General features: G+C 70.3%; 13 protein-coding genes. 8 read left to right on the top strand and 5 right to left on the bottom strand.

Going from position 1 to position 17,705, the window contains the following annotated elements; all coding sequences use genetic code 11:
* Window positions 1-119 precede the first annotated feature (119 nt).
* From ACZ597_RS12110 to pgi, 7 genes are all read left to right on the top strand, one after another.
* The gene (locus ACZ597_RS12110) at window positions 120-3,080 is read left to right on the top strand and encodes a M14 family metallopeptidase (protein ID WP_471328181.1); all 2,961 of its coding nucleotides are present in this window, start codon (window positions 120-122) and stop codon (window positions 3,078-3,080) included.
* A 232-nt stretch (window positions 3,081-3,312) separates the two neighbouring features.
* Window positions 3,313-4,317 carry a type I glyceraldehyde-3-phosphate dehydrogenase gene (gene gap / locus ACZ597_RS12105; protein WP_471328179.1) on the top strand — a complete coding sequence of 335 codons (1,005 nt, stop codon included), beginning with the start codon at window positions 3,313-3,315 and terminating at the stop codon, window positions 4,315-4,317.
* Window positions 4,318-4,467: 150 nt separating this feature from the next.
* Window positions 4,468-5,679 (top strand): phosphoglycerate kinase, encoded by a 1,212-nt coding sequence (locus ACZ597_RS12100; protein ID WP_471328177.1) that lies wholly within the window; start codon window positions 4,468-4,470, stop codon window positions 5,677-5,679.
* A 6-nt stretch (window positions 5,680-5,685) separates the two neighbouring features.
* Window positions 5,686-6,471, top strand: a complete 786-nt coding sequence (gene tpiA, locus ACZ597_RS12095) for a triose-phosphate isomerase (protein WP_471328175.1) — start codon at window positions 5,686-5,688, stop codon at window positions 6,469-6,471.
* Window positions 6,472-6,585: 114 nt separating this feature from the next.
* Window positions 6,586-6,819 (top strand): preprotein translocase subunit SecG, encoded by a 234-nt coding sequence (gene secG, locus ACZ597_RS12090; protein ID WP_401253610.1) that lies wholly within the window; start codon window positions 6,586-6,588, stop codon window positions 6,817-6,819.
* A gap of 179 nt (window positions 6,820-6,998) precedes the next feature.
* The gene (locus ACZ597_RS12085) at window positions 6,999-7,334 is read left to right on the top strand and encodes an RNA polymerase-binding protein RbpA (RefSeq protein WP_007263454.1); all 336 of its coding nucleotides are present in this window, start codon (window positions 6,999-7,001) and stop codon (window positions 7,332-7,334) included.
* Window positions 7,335-7,506: 172 nt separating this feature from the next.
* Window positions 7,507-9,159, top strand: a complete 1,653-nt coding sequence (gene pgi, locus ACZ597_RS12080) for a glucose-6-phosphate isomerase (protein ID WP_471328867.1) — start codon at window positions 7,507-7,509, stop codon at window positions 9,157-9,159.
* A gap of 64 nt (window positions 9,160-9,223) precedes the next feature.
* On the opposite strand, the gene pgl is transcribed toward pgi, so the two are convergent.
* From pgl to tkt, 5 genes are all read right to left on the bottom strand, one after another.
* Entirely contained in the window at window positions 9,224-10,006 is a 783-nt protein-coding gene (gene pgl / locus ACZ597_RS12075) for a 6-phosphogluconolactonase (protein WP_471328174.1), read from the bottom strand.
* Between the two features lie 491 nt (window positions 10,007-10,497).
* Window positions 10,498-11,667, bottom strand: coding sequence for a glucose-6-phosphate dehydrogenase assembly protein OpcA (opcA, locus tag ACZ597_RS12070; RefSeq protein WP_471328172.1), 1,170 nt, complete (start codon window positions 11,665-11,667; stop codon window positions 10,498-10,500).
* Complete coding sequence (gene zwf, locus ACZ597_RS12065; protein WP_470965536.1) at window positions 11,664-13,193, bottom strand: glucose-6-phosphate dehydrogenase; 1,530 nt, start codon at window positions 13,191-13,193, stop codon at window positions 11,664-11,666. Before zwf ends, opcA begins: the two co-directional genes overlap by 4 nt.
* A gap of 2 nt (window positions 13,194-13,195) precedes the next feature.
* Window positions 13,196-14,314 (bottom strand): transaldolase, encoded by a 1,119-nt coding sequence (tal, locus tag ACZ597_RS12060; RefSeq protein WP_471328170.1) that lies wholly within the window; start codon window positions 14,312-14,314, stop codon window positions 13,196-13,198.
* 36 nt (window positions 14,315-14,350) lie between these two features.
* The gene (gene tkt, locus ACZ597_RS12055; RefSeq protein ID WP_471328168.1) at window positions 14,351-16,438 is read right to left on the bottom strand and encodes a transketolase; all 2,088 of its coding nucleotides are present in this window, start codon (window positions 16,436-16,438) and stop codon (window positions 14,351-14,353) included.
* Window positions 16,439-16,758: 320 nt separating this feature from the next.
* Between tkt and ACZ597_RS12050 the strand changes: the two genes are divergently transcribed.
* Complete coding sequence (locus ACZ597_RS12050; RefSeq protein ID WP_125594321.1) at window positions 16,759-17,700, top strand: heme o synthase; 942 nt, start codon at window positions 16,759-16,761, stop codon at window positions 17,698-17,700.
* Window positions 17,701-17,705 lie beyond the last annotated feature (5 nt).

Here is a 17,705-nt window from a genome sequence, read left to right as displayed (position 1 = left end):
TCCGCACGCCCACCGCGTGCGGACCCGTTCCGCTCCTGTTTGTCCCGTTGACATGAGCATCTCCGGATCGTGAGCCTTGCGTCCGAAGCTTTCGTGGCAGACGACGCCCAGGGGGGCACATGAGGCACCGCGCGAGATCGATCCTCGCCGCAAGCGCACTCGTCTTCGGAACCACACTGGCCGCGGTACCCGTCGCGGTCCACGCCCAGCCCGCGTCCGGTACGGCATCCGGTGCCGACGAGGTGCGGGTCTACGACGCCGACATCACGCGCGAGCAGGTCCCGCTCGTCCTCGCCGCCGGCCAGGACGCCCACGAACTTTCCGAGCGCGCCCCGGAGACGGGGACCGCCCGCGTCGAGCTCTTCCTCACCGGGGAACAGGCCGGGCAGCTCGCCGCCCAGGGGGTCGAGCTCGCCGAGCGCAAGGTCTCCGCCCAGGGCCTGGCCCGCGCGAAGGCCGCCGGGGACGGGGTCTTCCGCCCGTACAGCGGCAAGGGCGGCCTCCAGGAGGAGATCCTGCGGACCGCGCAGGAGAACCCGGGACTCACCAAGGTCGTCTCCATCGGCAAGAGCGTCCAGGGCAAGGACATCCTCGCCCTCAAGGTCGGCAAGGACGCGAAGCGGACCAAGGACGGCGACAAGCCGTCCGTGCTGTACATGTCCAACCAGCACGCCCGGGAGTGGATCACCCCCGAGATGACCCGGCGGCTGATGCACCACACCCTCGACGGCTACGGCAAGGACCCGCGGATCACCAAGCTGGTGGACTCCACGGATCTGTGGTTCCTGCTCTCCGCCAACCCCGACGGCTACGACCACACGTTCACCTCCGACAGCACCCGGCTGTGGCGCAAGAACCTCCGGGACAACGACGGCGACGGCAGGATCACCGCGGTGGACGGCGTCGACCTCAACCGCAACTTCACCTACAAGTGGGGCTACGACAACGAGGGTTCCTCCCCGAGCCCCTCCAGCGAGACCTTCCGCGGGCCCAAGGCCCAGTCCGAGCCCGAGACCACCGCCCTCGACGGCTTCGAGAAGCGCATCGGCTTCGAGTACGCGATCAACTACCACTCGGCGTCCGAGCTGATCCTGTACGGCGTGGGCTGGCAGGTCGCCACCCCGACCCCCGACGACGTCGCCTACAAGGCGCTCGCCGGCACCCCCGAGAAGCCCGCCGTCCCCGGCTACCACCCGCAGCTCTCCTCCGAGCTGTACACCACCAACGGCGAGGCCGACGGCCACGCGGCCAACGCCAACGGCGTCATGATGTTCACGCCGGAGATGACCACCTGCCAGACGGCCTCCGCGATCGACCCGAACGACGCCTGGAAGCCGGAGGACTGCGCCTCCGGGTTCAACTTCCCGGACGACGAGAAGCTGATCCAGCAGGAGTTCGCCAAGAACGTCCCCTTCGCGCTGAGCGTCGGCGAGAGCGCCGCACACCCGGACCGGCCCTCCTCCTCCGTCGGCCTGAGCGCCGCCGACTTCACCATTGACCCCTTCACCACCTCCTACGCGGCCAAGGGCGAGGACCAGACGGTCGCCGTCACGGCCCGCAAGGCGCTGAAGGACAAGCAGCTCAAGTTCCGCATCAACGGCGGCCGTACGCACGACGACGGGCTCAAGGCCTGGAAGGGCGGGGACGTCTACGGCGGCGAGGACAACAACTGGTTCGACGAGTACCGCGCCAAGGTGGACGGCGCGAAGCCCGGGGACAAGGTCGAGGTCTGGTTCACCGGCCGCGACCGCTCCGACAAGGCCGTCTCCAGCGAGCACTTCACGTACACCGTGGCCGAGCGCCCGCGCGCGGACGTCGTGGTGATCGCCGAGGAGGGCGCCAAGGCGCAGCACGCCCGGTCCTACGTGGACGCGCTCCGGGCCAACGGGAAGTCGGCCGCGGTCTGGGACGTGGCCGCGCAGGGCGTCCCGCACCACCTCGGCGTGCTCTCGCACTTCCGCACGGCCGTCCACTACACGGGTGCCGGCGCCCCCGGCGGGCCCACCCAGCTCGCGGTCCGCGACTTCCTGAACGAGGGCGGCAAGCTCGTCGAGGCCGGTGAACTGGCGGGCGGCCGGGCCCAGGTCGGCCCTGCCCTGACCGACGACTTCAGCCAGTACTACCTCGGCGCCTACGGCCGCGCCTCGGTCAAGGGTCCGACCGGTTTCACCGGCGCGGGCCCCCTCGCCGGGGCCAAGGGCGCCCTCGGCGACGCGGCGGGCAACCCGCTGAACGCCCCCGGCGCCTACACCGTCACCTCCGACGCGCTCCCGGCGGCCGGGTTCCCGCAGTTCAAGAGCGCGCAGGCGGGCCAGTACGCCGGAGTGACGAACCCGTACGCCCCCTACGCGGGCACCGGGATGGCCTCGGCGACCCACGAGGACGACGACTGGAAGCGCCTCACCCGCACCATCGACCTGACCAAGGTCACCGCCGCCGACCAGCCGAAGCTGAAGACGGCCCTCAACTGGAACACCGAGGAGGGCTACGACCACGCCGTCCTGGAGGCCCGTACGGCCGGCGGGGACGACTGGACCACACTCCCGGAAGCGGGTGGGCTGAGCTCCGCCACAGTCCCGGCGGAGTGCGAGGCCGGGTTCTTCCTGAACGGCCACCCGTTCCTGCGCCGCTACCTCACCCTCGACGGCGGCGGCTGCACCGCGTCAGGCAGTAGCGGAGCGTGGAACAGCTTCACCGGCTCCTCCGGCGGCTGGAAGCAGGTCGTCTTCGACCTGAGCCCCTACGCCGGCAAGACGGTCGAGGTCTCCCTCTCCTACATCACCGACCCCGGGTCGGGCGGCCGCGGCGTCTTCGCTGACGAGGCGCGGCTGTCCGTCGGCGGCACCGACCAGCCCGCCGAAGGCTTCGAGACCTCCCTCGGGACGTGGACCGCGCAGCCGGCGCCCGCCGGAAGTCCCGACGTTCCGGGAGATTGGTCCAGGACCGGGGAGCTGTTCAAGTCGTACGCGGCGGTCACTACGCGTGACACGGTCCTCCTCGGTTTCGGGCTGGAGCACGTCACGGCCCCGGCGGACCGCGCCGTGCTCCTCGGCAAGGCGCTCAGGTCCCTGGACCGCTGATCCACGACCCCGCTCCCGCTCACTCTCGGTGACGGGGGCCAAGGTCCCCGAGGTCCCGTGCCGCAGCCACTGGTACAGGGCCTCGGGCATGTCCCCCGCGCAGAGCGGGGAGTGTCAGGCTCCGACCGATGTCACTCAAAACCTCACAGAGAGGTAGGGTCATAAGCGGTCGGGGACATCCCATACAGCTCGCCGGCGGGACAGGCCGGCGCACCAACGAGGAGATCGGTTCGTGACGATCCGCGTAGGCATCAATGGTTTTGGCCGAATTGGCCGTAACTACTTCCGGGCTCTTCTCGAGCAGGGAGCGGACATCGAGATCGTCGGTGTCAACGACCTGACGGACAACGCCACCCTGGTGCACCTGCTCAAGTACGACACCATTCTGGGCCGCCTCAAGGCCGAGGTCTCCCACACCGACGACACCATCACCGTCGGCGGCAACACCTTCAAGACCTTCGCCGAGCGCGACCCCGCGAACCTCCCCTGGGGCGAGCTGGGTGCCGACATCGTCATCGAGTCCACCGGCATCTTCACGAAGAAGGCCGACGCCGCCAAGCACATCGCGGCCGGCGCGAAGAAGGTCCTCATCTCGGCTCCGGCCAAGGACGAGGACATCACCATCGTGATGGGCGTCAACCAGGACAAGTACGACGCGGCCAGCCACCACGTCATCTCCAACGCCTCCTGCACCACCAACTGCGTGGCGCCGATGGCCAAGGTCCTCGACGAGAACTTCGGCATCGTCAAGGGCATGATGACGACGGTCCACGCCTACACCAACGACCAGCGCATCCTGGACTTCCCGCATTCGGACCTGCGCCGCGCCCGCGCCGCCGCCGAGAACATCATCCCGACCTCCACCGGTGCCGCCAAGGCCACCGCGCTGGTCCTGCCGCAGCTCAAGGGCAAGCTCGACGGCATCGCCATGCGCGTCCCGGTCCCGACCGGCTCGGTCACCGACCTCGTCCTGGAGCTCGACCGCGAGGTCACCAAGGACGAGATCAACGCCGCCTTCCAGAAGGCCGCGGAGGGCCAGCTCAAGGGCATCCTCGACTACACCGAGGACGCGATCGTCTCCTCCGACATCGTGAACTGGCCGGCCTCCTGCACCTTCGACTCCTCCCTGACCATGGTCCAGGGCAAGCAGGTCAAGGTCGTCGGCTGGTACGACAACGAGTGGGGCTACTCCAACCGACTCGTCGACCTCACCGTCTTCGTCGGCGGTCAGCTCTAGGGCCGTCAGCTCTTAAAAGCGTAGGGCAAGGCAACACGATGTGAGCACAGGGTCCGCTCGGCGCGATGAGGCGCCGTTCGGGCCCTGTTGCTTGCCTGGCCCTCCCCTCCTCGCCCACCGGGCGAAGGTCTCCCAAGGAGTAGGAAACACATGAAGACGATCGACGAACTGCTCGCCGAGGGCGTCGCCGGCAAGCGGGTCTTCGTCCGCGCGGACCTCAACGTTCCGCTGGCGAACGGTGAGATCACCGATGACGGCCGCATCCGCGCCGTCCAGCCGACCATCGCGAAGCTCGCCGAGGCCGGTGCCCGCGTGGTCGTCGCCTCGCACCTGGGCCGCCCCAAGGGCGCCCCGGACCCGGCGTTCTCGCTGGCCCCGGCCGCCAAGCGGCTCGGCGAGCTGCTCGGTGCGGAGGTGGCCTTCGCCACCGACACCGTCGGCGCCTCCGCCAAGGAGACCGTCGCGGCCCTCGCCGACGGCCGGGTCGCCGTCATCGAGAACCTGCGCTTCAACGCCGGTGAGACCTCGAAGGACGACGCCGAGCGCGGCGCCTTCGCGGACCGGCTCGCCGAGCTGGCCGACGTCTACGTCGGCGACGGCTTCGGTGCCGTCCACCGCAAGCACGCCTCGGTCTTCGACCTGCCCGCGCGCCTCCCGCACGCGGCCGGCTACCTCATCGCCACCGAGGTCGGCGTCCTGGAGAAGCTGACCGCCGACGTGCAGCGCCCCTACGTCGTCGTCCTCGGCGGCGCCAAGGTCTCCGACAAGCTCGCCGTCATCGACGAGCTGCTCGGCAAGGCCGACCGCATCCTCATCGGCGGCGGCATGGCCTACACCTTCCTCTACGCCAAGGGCTACGAGGTCGGCATCTCCCTGCTCCAGAAGGACCAGGTGGACAAGGTCAAGGAGTACATGGAGCGCGCCGAGAAGACCGGCGTCGAGCTGGTCCTCCCCGTCGACGTCCTGGTCTCCGCCGACTTCCCGGACCTGAAGGGCAAGACCCCGGCCGTCTTCGAGACGGTCGACGCGGACGGCATCCCCGCGGACAAGGAGGGCCTGGACATCGGCCCCAAGACGCGTGAGCTGTACGCTTCGAAGATCGCCGATGCCGAGACCGTCTTCTGGAACGGCCCGGTGGGCGTCTTCGAGCACCCCGACTACGCGGGCGGTACCACCGCCATCGCGCAGGCACTCCTCGACAGCCGGGCCTTCACCGTGGTCGGCGGTGGCGACAGCGCCGCCGCGGTCCGCATCCTCGGCTTCGACGAGAACGCCTTCGGTCACATTTCCACCGGTGGTGGCGCCAGCCTCGAATACCTCGAGGGCAAGACGCTCCCCGGCCTCGCCGCCCTGGAGGGCTGAACCCCCATGACCACTGTCAACGGCCGCACCCCGCTGATGGCGGGCAACTGGAAGATGAACCTCAACCACCTTGAGGCCATCGCCCACGTCCAGAAGCTCGCCTTCGCACTCGCCGACAAGGACTACGACGCCGTCGAGGTCGCGGTGCTCCCGCCCTTCACCGACCTGCGCTCGGTGCAGACCCTGGTCGACGGCGACAAGCTGAAGATCAAGTACGGCGCCCAGGACATCTCGGCGCAGGACTCCGGCGCCTACACCGGCGAGATCTCCGGCCCGATGCTGTCGAAGCTGAGCTGCACCTTCGTCGCCGTCGGCCACAGCGAGCGCCGCCAGTACCACGGCGAGAGCGACGAGGTCTGCAACGCCAAGGTCAAGGCCGCCTACCGCAACGGGATCACCCCGATCCTCTGCGTCGGCGAGGGCCTGGACGTCCGCAAGGCCGGCAACCAGGTCGCGCACACCCTGGCCCAGGTCGACGGCGGCCTCAAGGACCTCCCGGCCGAGCAGGTCGAGTCCATCGTGATCGCGTACGAGCCGGTCTGGGCGATCGGCACCGGCGAGGTCGCCACCCCCGAGGACGCGCAGGAGGTGTGCGGCGCGATCCGCGGCCGCCTCGCGGAGCTGTACTCCCAGGAGCTGGCCGACAAGGTCCGCATCCAGTACGGCGGCTCGGTCAAGGCCGGCAACATCGCCGCGATCATGGCCCAGCCCGACGTGGACGGCGCCCTGATCGGCGGCGCGGCGCTGGACGTGGACGAGTTCGTCAAGATCGTCCGCTTCCGCGACCAGTGAGTATGCGGTAGGGCCGATCCGTCGTACCCTTGCGGGGGCCGGGGGCCGCGTACGCGCGGTCCGCGGCCCCCGCTTCCTCCCAGCAAGCCCAGAAAGTAGGAACCAGCCGTGGTTATGGGGTTCTCGATCGCCCTGATCGTCTTCAGCGCTCTGCTGATGCTGCTCGTGCTGATGCACAAGGGCAAGGGTGGCGGCCTTTCCGACATGTTCGGCGGCGGCATGCAGTCCTCCGTCGGCGGCTCCTCCGTGGCCGAGCGCAACCTCGACCGCATCACGGTCGTCGTCGGCCTGCTGTGGTTCGCCTGCATCGTCGCGCTCGGCCTGCTCATGAAGTCCAGCACCTCCTGACGGTTCTGGCCATTCGGGCCGTCCCGCCGGTTCCGCCCGGCCTATCATGAGGTCCTGCGTCCACGGCTGGAGCGAGTAACTCCGGTTGCTGGACGCGCGTTGGGCCTTACGTAGACTGGGGCGCCCGCAGCGGACATCCCCTCTCGCTCCGCGGCACCATCACGCAGGGAGTTACGACCGTGGCAAGTGGCAACGCGATTCGTGGAAGTCGGGTCGGAGCCGGGCCGATGGGCGAGGCCGAGCGCGGTGAATCCGCGCCGCGCCTGCGCATCTCCTTCTGGTGCTCGAACGGGCACGAGACGCAGCCGAGCTTCGCCAGCGACGCGCAGGTGCCGGACACCTGGGACTGCCCGCGCTGCGGGTTCCCGGCCGGCCAGGACCGGGACAATCCGCCCGCGCCCCCGCGCACGGAGCCGTACAAGACGCACCTCGCGTACGTCCGCGAGCGCCGCACGGACGCCGACGGCGAGGCGATCCTCGCCGAGGCCCTCGCCAAGCTCCGCGGCGAGATCTGAGCCCGCCCGTCCGAGCACGACGGCGCCGCGCTCAAGAGCGACTCAGGGCCCGGCCCGTGGGAAAGCGAATCCCGCGGGCCGGGCCCCTTTGTGTGCGTTGTCCCCCTTCCGATCCCTTAGGTTGGACGGTGGCGGGGCACAACAGGACGGAAGAAGTGGGTTGATGTCCGAGATGAACGCAGACAGCCGTACGAGGCTCAACCGGACGCCCGAGTGGCACGCACTCGGCAAGCACCGGGAAGAGCTGGGGCAGACGCATCTGCGGGAGCTTTTCGAGTCGGACCCGGACCGGGGCACCGGCTACACGCTGCGGGTCGGGGACCTGCACATCGACTACTCGAAGCACCTCGTGACCGACGAGACGCTCGGTCTGCTGCGCGAACTGGCCTCGGCCACCGGCGTGGCGGAGCTGCGGGACGCCATGTTCCGCGGCGAGAAGATCAACGTGACGGAGGACCGCGCGGTCCTGCACACCGCGCTCCGCGCCCCCCGGGAGGCTGTCGTCGAGGTGGACGGCGAGAACGTCGTACCCGGCGTGCACGAGGTCCTCGACAAGATGGCGGCCTTCTCCGACCGGGTCAGGTCGGGGGAGTGGACCGGGTTCACCGGCAAGCGCATCAAGAACGTGGTCAACATCGGCATCGGCGGCTCCGACCTGGGCCCCGCCATGGCGTACGAGGCGCTGCGCGCCTTCACCGACCGCGGTCTGACCCTCAAGTTCGTCTCCAACGTGGACGGCGCCGACCTCCACGAGGCAGTGCGCGGGCTCGACCCGGCGGAGACGCTGTTCATCATCGCCTCGAAGACCTTCACCACCATCGAGACCATCACCAACGCCACCTCGGCGCGGGAATGGCTGCTCGCGGGGCTGGGCGGGGACCAGGCCGCCGTGGCACGGCACTTCGTGGCCCTGTCCACCAACGCCGAGAAGGTCACCGAGTTCGGCATCGACCCGGCCAACATGTTCGGGTTCTGGGACTGGGTCGGCGGACGGTACTCCTTCGACTCCGCCATCGGCCTCTCCCTGATGATCGCCATCGGCCCGGACTCCTTCCGCGAGCTGCTCGGCGGATTCCACGCCATGGACGAGCACTTCCGCACCGCTCCGGTGGAGAGCAACGCCCCCTTCCTGATGGGCCTGTTGGGCATCTGGTACGGGGCCTTCTTCGACGCGCAGTCGCACGCGGTGCTCCCGTACAGCCACTACCTCTCGCGTTTCACCGCGTACTTGCAGCAGCTGGACATGGAGTCGAACGGCAAGTCCGTGGACCGGGACGGCAATCCGGTCGACTGGCAGACCGGCCCGGTGGTGTGGGGCACGCCCGGCACCAACGGGCAGCACGCCTACTACCAGCTGATCCACCAGGGCACCAAGCTGATCCCCGCGGACTTCATCGGCTTCGCCCGCCCGGTCGCGGAGCTGTCGCCGGCGCTGGAGGCCCAGCACGACCTGTTGATGGCGAACTTCTTCGCCCAGACCCAGGCCCTGGCCTTCGGCAAGACCGCCGACGAGGTCCGCGCGGAGGGCGTCGCCGAGGCCCTCGTCCCGCACAAGACCTTCCAGGGCAACCACCCGACGACGACCATCCTCGCCACCGAGCTGACGCCGTCGGTGCTGGGGCAGCTCATCGCGCTGTACGAGCACAAGGTGTTCGTCCAGGGCGCGGTGTGGAACATCGACTCCTTCGACCAGTGGGGCGTCGAGCTCGGCAAGGTCCTCGCCAAGCGGGTGGAGCCGGCGCTGACCGAGGGCTCGCACGTGGAGAGCCTCGACCCGTCGACGCGGGCGCTGGTGGCCACGTACCGCGAGCTGCGCGGGCGCTGACGAACGGGAAGGGCCCCGCACCGGCATCACGTCCGGTGCGGGGCCCTTCGCCTTGCCGTCGGGGTCAGGCGGAGGCGGGCGGGTACAGCCCGGCGGGCAGCTTGGCCGCGGCCGCGCGGTCCAGCAGCCACAGGGTGCGGCTGCGGCCGTACGCCTCCGCCGCCGGGGCCTGGACCCCGCCGGCGCCGCCCAGGGCGATGGCGACCGCCCCGGCCTTGTCCTCGCCGGCCGCCAGCAGCCAGACCTCGCGGGCCGCGCGGATCGCCGGGAGGGTGAGCGAGACACGGGTGGGCGGCGGCTTCGGGGCGCCGTGGACGCCCACGACGGTGCGCTCGGTCTCACGGGCCGCCGGGTGCTCGGGGAACAGGGACGCCACGTGGGTGTCCGGGCCCACGCCCAGCATCAGCACGTCGAAGGTGGGGACCGGGCCGTGGTCCTCGGGCCCGGCGGCCTTCGCCAGCTCGGCGGCGTACGCGGCCGCGGCGGCGTCCACGTCCTCGCCGTACGGGCCGTCGGAGGCGGGCATCGCGTGAACGCGGGCCGGGTCCACGGGGACGGCGTCCAGCAGTGCCTCGCGGGCCTGGACGTGGTTGCGCTCGGGGTCGTCGGCGGGGACATAGCGCTCGTCGCCCCACCACAGGTCGATGCGGGACCAGTCGATCGCGTCCCGCGCGGGGGCGGCGGCGAGGGCCGCGAGCAGGCCGTTGCCGTTGCGGCCGCCGGTCAGGACGACCGAGGCGCTGCCGCGGGCCGCCTGCGCGTCCACGATCTTGGTGATGAGCCGGGCCGCCGCGGCCTGGGCCATCAGCTCCTTGTCCCGGTGGACGACGACCTGGGGAGTCGTCATACCCATGTGCTGCCGCCTTCTTGGTAGTTCTGGGTGGTTGCCCGCCCCTGCGGAGCCCTGCGGGCTGCCGGCCGGTGCGGTGCGCGGGGTGCCGGGCCCTGCGCGGGGTGCGCGGGGTGCGCGGGGTGCGCGGGGTGCGCGGGGTGCGCGGGGTGCGCGGGGTGCGCGGGGTGCGCGGGGTGTCGCTGCGCGGAGCCCTTCCCCACCCCGCCCCTTCCCGAAACCGGGGCTCGGCCCCGGACCCCGGTCCTCAAACGCCGGACGGGCTGGAAGCGCGCTGCGCGCACTCCAGCCCCGCCAGGCGGAAATCCAGCCCCGCCGGCGCTTGAGGCGCGGGGGTCCGGGGGCGGAGCCCCCCAGGGTCCTTCAGCCCCGCCGGCGTTTGAGGCGCGGGTCCGGGCGGAGCCCTGGGGGTACCTCCCAGCGGTAGCTGGGGGAGGAACGGTGGAAGGGCGGGTAGGGGACCGCTCCGCGCAGCGGCCCCCGTCCGGCTACTTGGCCGCCGCCCGCTTGGCCGGCTTGCCCGCCGGCTTCGCCGACGAGCCCTTGCCGTCGACCCCGGCCTCGGCCTCGGCCTCGGCGCCGGCACCGGCCTCGTCGTCAGCGCCGACCCCGGCCTCGGCCTCGGCGCCGGCACCGGCCTCGGCATTGCCGCCGGCACCCGCACGGGCACCGGTACCGGCGTTGCCACCGGCAGCGGCACCCGCGTCAGCCTTCGGCTTCGCCGCACCGGCCGTGGCCGCCAGGCGGTCGACGCCGAACTTCAGCGACGCCTCGTACGTGTTGTCCGGGTCGAGCCGGCGCAGTTCCTCCGCCAGCAGCTCCGCCGTGTCGCGGCGCTTGAGCGCCACCGCGCGGTCCGGCTGCCCCGGCATGCACAGCGTCGCCAGCGCGCCGTCCGCCCGGTCCAGGACGATCACGCCGTCCTTGGTCTCCAGGCGTACGGCCGTCAGCCCCGGCCCGTCCGACAGGGTCCGCTTGACCGGGACCCCGAGGCGGTCCGCCAGCCACATGGCCAGCAGCTCACAGCTCGGGTTCTCGTCCTCGCCCTCGACGGTCGCGGAGACAACCGAGACCGTCTGCTGGTCGAGCGCGGCGGCCAGCATGGAGCGCCACGGGGTGATCCGGGTCCACGACAGGTCCGTGTCTCCCGGCGCGTACGCCTGCGCCCGCAGGCCGAGGGCCCCGATGGGCTCCTCCGAGGAGTACGTGTCCGTGATCCGGCGCTGCCCCAGCGCGCCCAGCGGGTCGCCCGCCAGGTCCGCGGGAGCGCCCTCCGGCCACCAGACGACCACGGGGGCGTCCGGCAGGAGCAGCGGCAGCACGACCGACTGGGCGTGGTTGACCAGTTCGCCGTGCAGGCGCAGTACGACCGTCTCCCCGGTGCCGGAGTCCGCGCCGACGCGGATCTCCGCGTCGAGACGGGCGTCGCGGCGGCTGCGCGGGGAGCGGCTGACCCGCTTGACCACGACGACGATCCGCGAGGGGTGTTCGTGGGACGCGTCGTTCGCCGACTTGAGCGCGTCGTACGCGTTCTCTTCGTCGGTCACGATCACCAGCGTGAGGACCATGCCGATGGCCGGCGTGCCGATGTCCCGGCGCGCCTGCACCAACGCGGCGTTGATCTTGCTGGAGGTGGTCTCCGTGAGGTCGATCTTCATGGCCGGCGCCAGCTCCGTCCGTCTCGTGCGAGCATCTCGTCCGCCTCGACCGGCCCCCAGGTGCCCGCCGCGTACTGCGCGGGCTTGCCGTGCTTGTCCCAGTACTCCTCGATCGGGTCGAGGATGTTCCAGGACAGCTCGACTTCCTGGTGACGCGGGAAGAGGTTCGCGTCGCCGAGGAGGACGTCGAGGATGAGCCGCTCGTAGGCCTCGGGGCTGGACTCCGTGAAGGACTCGCCGTAGGCGAAGTCCATCGTGACGTCCCGGACCTCCATGGAGGTCCCCGGCACCTTCGAGCCGAAGCGGACCGTCACGCCCTCGTCCGGCTGGACCCGGATGACCAGGGCGTTCTGCCCCAGTTCCTCGGTCGCACCCGATTCGAACGGCAGGTACGGGGCCCGCTTGAAGACCACCGCGATCTCGGTCACCCGGCGGCCCAGGCGCTTGCCCGTCCGCAGGTAGAACGGGACGCCCGCCCAGCGGCGGTTGTTGATCTCCAGCCGGATCGCCGCGTAGGTGTCGGTCTTCGACTTGGGGTCGATACCGTCCTCTTCGAGGTACCCGACGACCTTCTCGCCGCCCTGCCAGGCCGCCGAGTACTGGCCGCGCACGGTGTGCTTGCCGAGGTCCTCGGGGATCTCGACGGCGCTGAGCACCTTCAGCTTCTCCGCCACCAGGGCCTTGGGGTGGAAGGAGCCGGGCTCCTCCATCGCGGTGAGCGCCAGCAGCTGGAGCAGGTGGTTCTGGATGACGTCGCGGGCCGCGCCGATGCCGTCGTAGTAGCCGGCCCGGCCGCCGATGCCGATGTCCTCGGCCATGGTGATCTGGACGTGGTCGACGTACGACCGGTTCCAGATCGGCTCGAACATCGTGTTGGCGAAGCGGAGCGCCAGGATGTTCTGGACGGTCTCCTTGCCGAGGTAGTGGTCGATCCGGAAGACCTCGTCACGGGGGAAGACCTCGTGGACGACCTGGTTGAGCTCTTCCGCGCTCTTCAGGTCGTGTCCGAAGGGCTTCTCGATGACGGCGCGCCGCCAGGAGCCCTCCTTCTGCGCCAGCCCGTGGTTCTTGAGCTGCTGGACCACCTTGGGGAAGAACTTCGGCGGCACCGACAGGTAGAAGGCGAAGTTGCCGCCCGTGCCCTGGGCCTTGTCGAGCTCTTCTATGGTCGACTTGAGCGTCTCGAAGGCCGCGTCGTCGTCGAACTCGCCCTGGACGAACCGGCAGCCCTGCACCAGCTGCTGCCAGACCTCCTCACGGAAGGGGGTGCGCGAGTGCTCCTTGACGGCCTCGTACACCTCCTGGGCGAAGTCCTCGTCCTGCCATTCGCGGCGGGCGAAACCGATCAGCGAGAAGCCCGGGGGCAGCAGGCCGCGGTTCGCGAGGTCGTAGACGGCGGGCATGAGCTTCTTGCGCGACAGGTCACCCGTAACGCCGAAAATGACCAGGCCGGACGGCCCCGCGATGCGCGGGAGCCGCCGGTCCTGTGCGTCACGAAGCGGGTTCGCTCCGTTTACCGACAAAATACTCAGTCCTCCGCGGGGGCGAGGCGCTTCAGCTCCGCCTCGGTCGACTTCAGCAGGTCGTTCCACGACGCCTCGAACTTCTCGACGCCCTCGTCTTCGAGCAGCTGCACCACATCGTCGTACGAGATGCCGAGCTTCGCGACCGCGTCCAGCTCGGCGCGCGACTGCTCGTAGGTGCCGCGGATGGTGTCGCCGGAGACCTCGCCGTGGTCGGCGGTGGCCTCCAGGGTGGCCTCGGGCATGGTGTTCACGGTGCCGGGCGCGACGAGGTCCACCACGTACAGGGTGTCCTTGTACGCCGGGTCCTTGACGCCGGTCGAGGCCCACAGCGGACGCTGCTTGTTGGCCTGCGCCTTGTCCAGGGCCGCCCAGCGCTCGCTGCCGAACACCTCTTCGTAGGCCTCGTAGGCCAGACGGGCATTGGCGAGGGCCGCCTTGCCCTTCAGGGCCTTGGCCTCGTCGGTGCCCACGCCGTCGAGGCGCTTGTCGATCTCGCTGTCCACGCGGGACACGAAGAAGGAGGCGACCGAGTGGATCTTGGAGAGGTCCAGGCCGGCGGCCTTCGCCTTCTCCAGGCCCGCCAGGTACGCGTCCATGACCGCGCGGTAGCGCTCCAGCGAGAAGATCAGCGTGACGTTGACGCTGATGCCCCTGCCGATGACCTCGGTGATCGCCGGCAGGCCGGCCTCGGTCGCCGGGATCTTGATGAGCGTGTTCGGGCGGTCCACCAGCCAGGCGAGCTGCTTGGCCTCGGCGATGGTCGCCGTCGTGTTGTGCGCGAGGCGCGGGTCCACCTCGATGGACACGCGGCCGTCCTGGCCCTCGGTCGAGTCGAAGACCGGGCGCAGGATGTCGGCGGCGTCCCTGACATCCGCCGTCGTGATCATGCGGATGGCCTCGTCGACGGTGACCTTGCGGGCGGCGAGGTCGGCGAGCTGCTGCTCGTAGCCGTCACCGCTGCTGATGGCCTTCTGGAAGATCGACGGGTTGGTGGTGACGCCGACCACGTGCTGCTGGTCGATGAGTTCGGCGAGGTTGCCGGACGTGATGCGCTTGCGGGACAGGTCGTCCAGCCAGATCGCCACGCCCTCGTCGGAGAGGCGCTTGAGTGCGTCTGCCATGGGAATTACATCTCCTACTGGTTCAGGTACCGGTCTTCAGCGCGCGGCGGCGGTGAGGGAGGCCTTGGCGGCTGCGGTCACGGCTTCGGCGGTGAGGCCGAACTCGCGGAACAGGACGGCGCCGTCGGCCGAGGCACCGAAGTGCTCCAGCGAGACGATCCGGCCCGCGTCCCCGACGTAACGGTGCCAGGTCAGGCCGATGCCGGCCTCGACCGCGACTCGCGCCTTGACCGAGGGCGGCAGGACGCTGTCCTTGTACTCCTGGGTCTGCTCCTCGAACCACTCGACGGAGGGCATCGAGACCACGCGCGCCGGGACGCCCTCGGCCTGCAGCGCCTCGCGCGCGGCGACGGCGAGCTGCACCTCGGAGCCGGTGCCGATGAGGACGACCTGGGCGGGACCGCCCTCCGCCTCGAACAGCACGTAGCCGCCCTTGGCGGCGTCCTCGTTGCGCTCGTACGTGGGAACGCCCTGGCGGGTGAGGGCCAGGCCGTGCGGGGCGCCCTTGCCGTACACCTTGGTGTGGCGCTTGAGGATCTCGCGCCAGGCGACGGCGGTCTCGTTCGCGTCCGCCGGACGGACGACGTTCAGACCCGGGATGGCGCGCAGCGAGGCGACGTGCTCGACCGGCTGGTGGGTCGGACCGTCCTCGCCGAGGCCGATGGAGTCGTGCGTCCACACGTACGTCACCGGGAGGTGCATCAGCGCGGACAGGCGGACGGCGTTGCGCATGTAGTCGGAGAACACCAGGAAGGTGCCGCCGTAGATGCGGGTGTGGCCGTGCAGGGTGATGCCGTTCATCACGGCGGCCATCGCGTGCTCGCGGATGCCGTAGTGGATGGTGCGGCCGTACGGGTCGGCCTCCGGCAGCGGGTTGCCCACCGGCAGGAACGAGGAGTTCTTGTCGATGGTGGTGTTGTTGGAGCCGGCGAGGTCGGCCGAGCCGCCCCACAGCTCCGGGATGACCGCGCCGAGGGCTTCGAGGACCTTGCCGGAGGCGGCGCGGGTGGCGACGCCCTTGCCGGTCTCGAAGACGGGGAGCTCGTCCTCCCAGCCCTCGGGCAGCTCGTTGGCCTCGATGCGGTCGAAGGCGGCGGCGCGCTCGGGGTTGGCGGTGCGCCAGGCGGAGAAGTCCTTCTCCCAGGCGGCGCGGGCGTCACGGCCCCGGTCGGCCAGGCCGCGGGTGTGGCCGAGGACCGCGTCGGAGACCTCGAAGGTCTTCTCCGGGTCGAAGCCGAGCACGCGCTTGGTCGCGGCGACCTCGTCGTTGCCGAGGGCCGAGCCGTGGGAGGCCTCGGTGCCCTGGGCGTGCGGGGCGGGCCAGGCGATGATCGAGCGGGCCGCGATGAAGGACGGGCGCCCGGTCTCGGCCTTGGCGGCCTGGAGGGCGGCGAACAGGGCCTTCGGGTCGAGGTCGCCGTTCTCCTGCTGCTCGACGCGCTGGACGTGCCAGCCGTACGCCTCGTAGCGCTTCATGGTGTCCTCGGAGACGGCCGTCTCCGTGTCACCCTCGATGGAGATGTGGTTGTCGTCCCACAGCAGCACCAGGTTGCCGAGCTTCTGGTGGCCGGCCAGCGCGGACGCCTCGTGGGAGATGCCCTCCTGGAGGCAGCCGTCGCCCGCGATCGCGTAGACCATGTGGTCGAACGGGGAGGCGCCCTCGGCGGCCTCCGGGTCGAACAGGCCGCGCTCGTATCGGGCGGCCATGGCCATGCCCACCGCGTTGGCGATGCCCTGGCCCAGCGGGCCGGTGGTGGTCTCGACGGCGGCCGTGTGGCCGTACTCCGGGTGGCCGGGAGTCTTGGAGCCCCAGGTGCGGAAGGCCTTGAGGTCGTCCAGCTCCAGGCCGAACCCGCCGAGGTAGAGCTGGGTGTAAAGAGTCAGGGACGAGTGCCCCGCGGAGAGCACGAAACGGTCGCGTCCGACCCACTCGGGGTCCGAAGGGTCGTGCCGCATGACCTTCTGGAAAAGCGTGTACGCGGCGGGGGCCAGGCTCATCGCCGTACCGGGGTGTCCGTTCCCGACCTTCTGGACCGCGTCGGCGGCCAGGATGCGGGCGGTGTCGACGGCCCGCTGGTCCAGTTCGGTCCACTCGAGCTCTGGGGTGGTCGGCTTGGTGCTCACCGTTGGTCAGGGCTCCTCTCCACATGTTGTTTTGCCGGTGACGAACGGTGACACCGGCGCGATTCCGAGCCTACCCCCGCCAGGGCGTGCGGCTATTCGAGTGCACGCAGTGCGTCGCCGTCCCGGTGTGCGCCGTTCACCTGGGATCCGCCGTCGGTGATCTTGTGATCGGTCCGATCGGCTCAACACGAGGCGACCCCCGCGCGGGGCGAGGTAAGAGCTACGTCTACAGTGGCGTGGTACGCGCAAGCCTTTACCGAGCCTTCATTTACTGGAGGCATCGCTTCGGAAGCTTGCTGGATTCTCTCTCAGGGGTGTGCGTGACGGCCGTCGAATCCCGTCCAGCGGGGGTGCTCGGGACGAGCCCCGGTCACCGGCCGTTCGGGGCCCGGGTCATGGCTTTCGTGGCTTTGACCAAGCCGCGGATCATCGAACTTCTGCTGATCACCACAGTGCCGGTGATGTTCCTCGCGGAGCAGGGCGTGCCGTCACTGTGGCTGGTGCTCGCCACCTGCTTCGGCGGCTACCTGTCCGCGGGCGGCGCCAACGCGCTGAACATGTACATCGACCGCGACATCGACGCGCTGATGGACCGCACGTCGCAGCGTCCGCTGGTGACCGGCATGGTGAGCCCGGCCGAGTGCCTGGTCTTCGGCATCTCGCTCGGCGTCGTCTCGACCCTGTTCTTCGGCCTGCTGATCAACTGGCTGTCGGCCGCCCTCGCGCTCGGCGCGCTCCTCTTCTACGTGGTCGTCTACACGATGCTGCTGAAGCGGCGCACCGCGCAGAACATCGTCTGGGGCGGGATCGCCGGCTGCATGCCGGTGCTCATCGGCTGGTCGGCGGTGAAGAACGAGGTCTCCTGGGCCGCCGTCATCCTCTTCCTCGTCATCTTCTTCTGGACGCCGCCGCACTACTGGCCGCTGTCCATGAAGGTGAAGGACGACTACGCGCGGGTCGGCGTGCCGATGCTGCCGGTGGTGGCGGGCAACAAGGCCGTGGCGCGCCAGATCGTCCTCTACAGCTGGGTGATGGTGGCGGTCTCGCTGCTGCTGACCCCGCTGGGGTACACCGGCTGGTTCTACACCTCGGTCGCGCTGCTGGCCGGCGGCTGGTGGCTGTGGGAGGCGCACGCGCTGAGTGCCCGGGCCAAGGCCGGGGTGACGGGTGCGAAGCTCAAGGAGATGCGGCTGTTCCACTGGTCGATCACCTATGTGTCGCTCCTCTTCGTCGCCGTGGCCGTGGATCCCTTCCTCCGCTGATTACT

Source organism: Streptomyces sp. NPDC040718, assembly GCF_055593565.1.
This window is presented reverse-complemented; position numbering and strand designations above follow the sequence as displayed.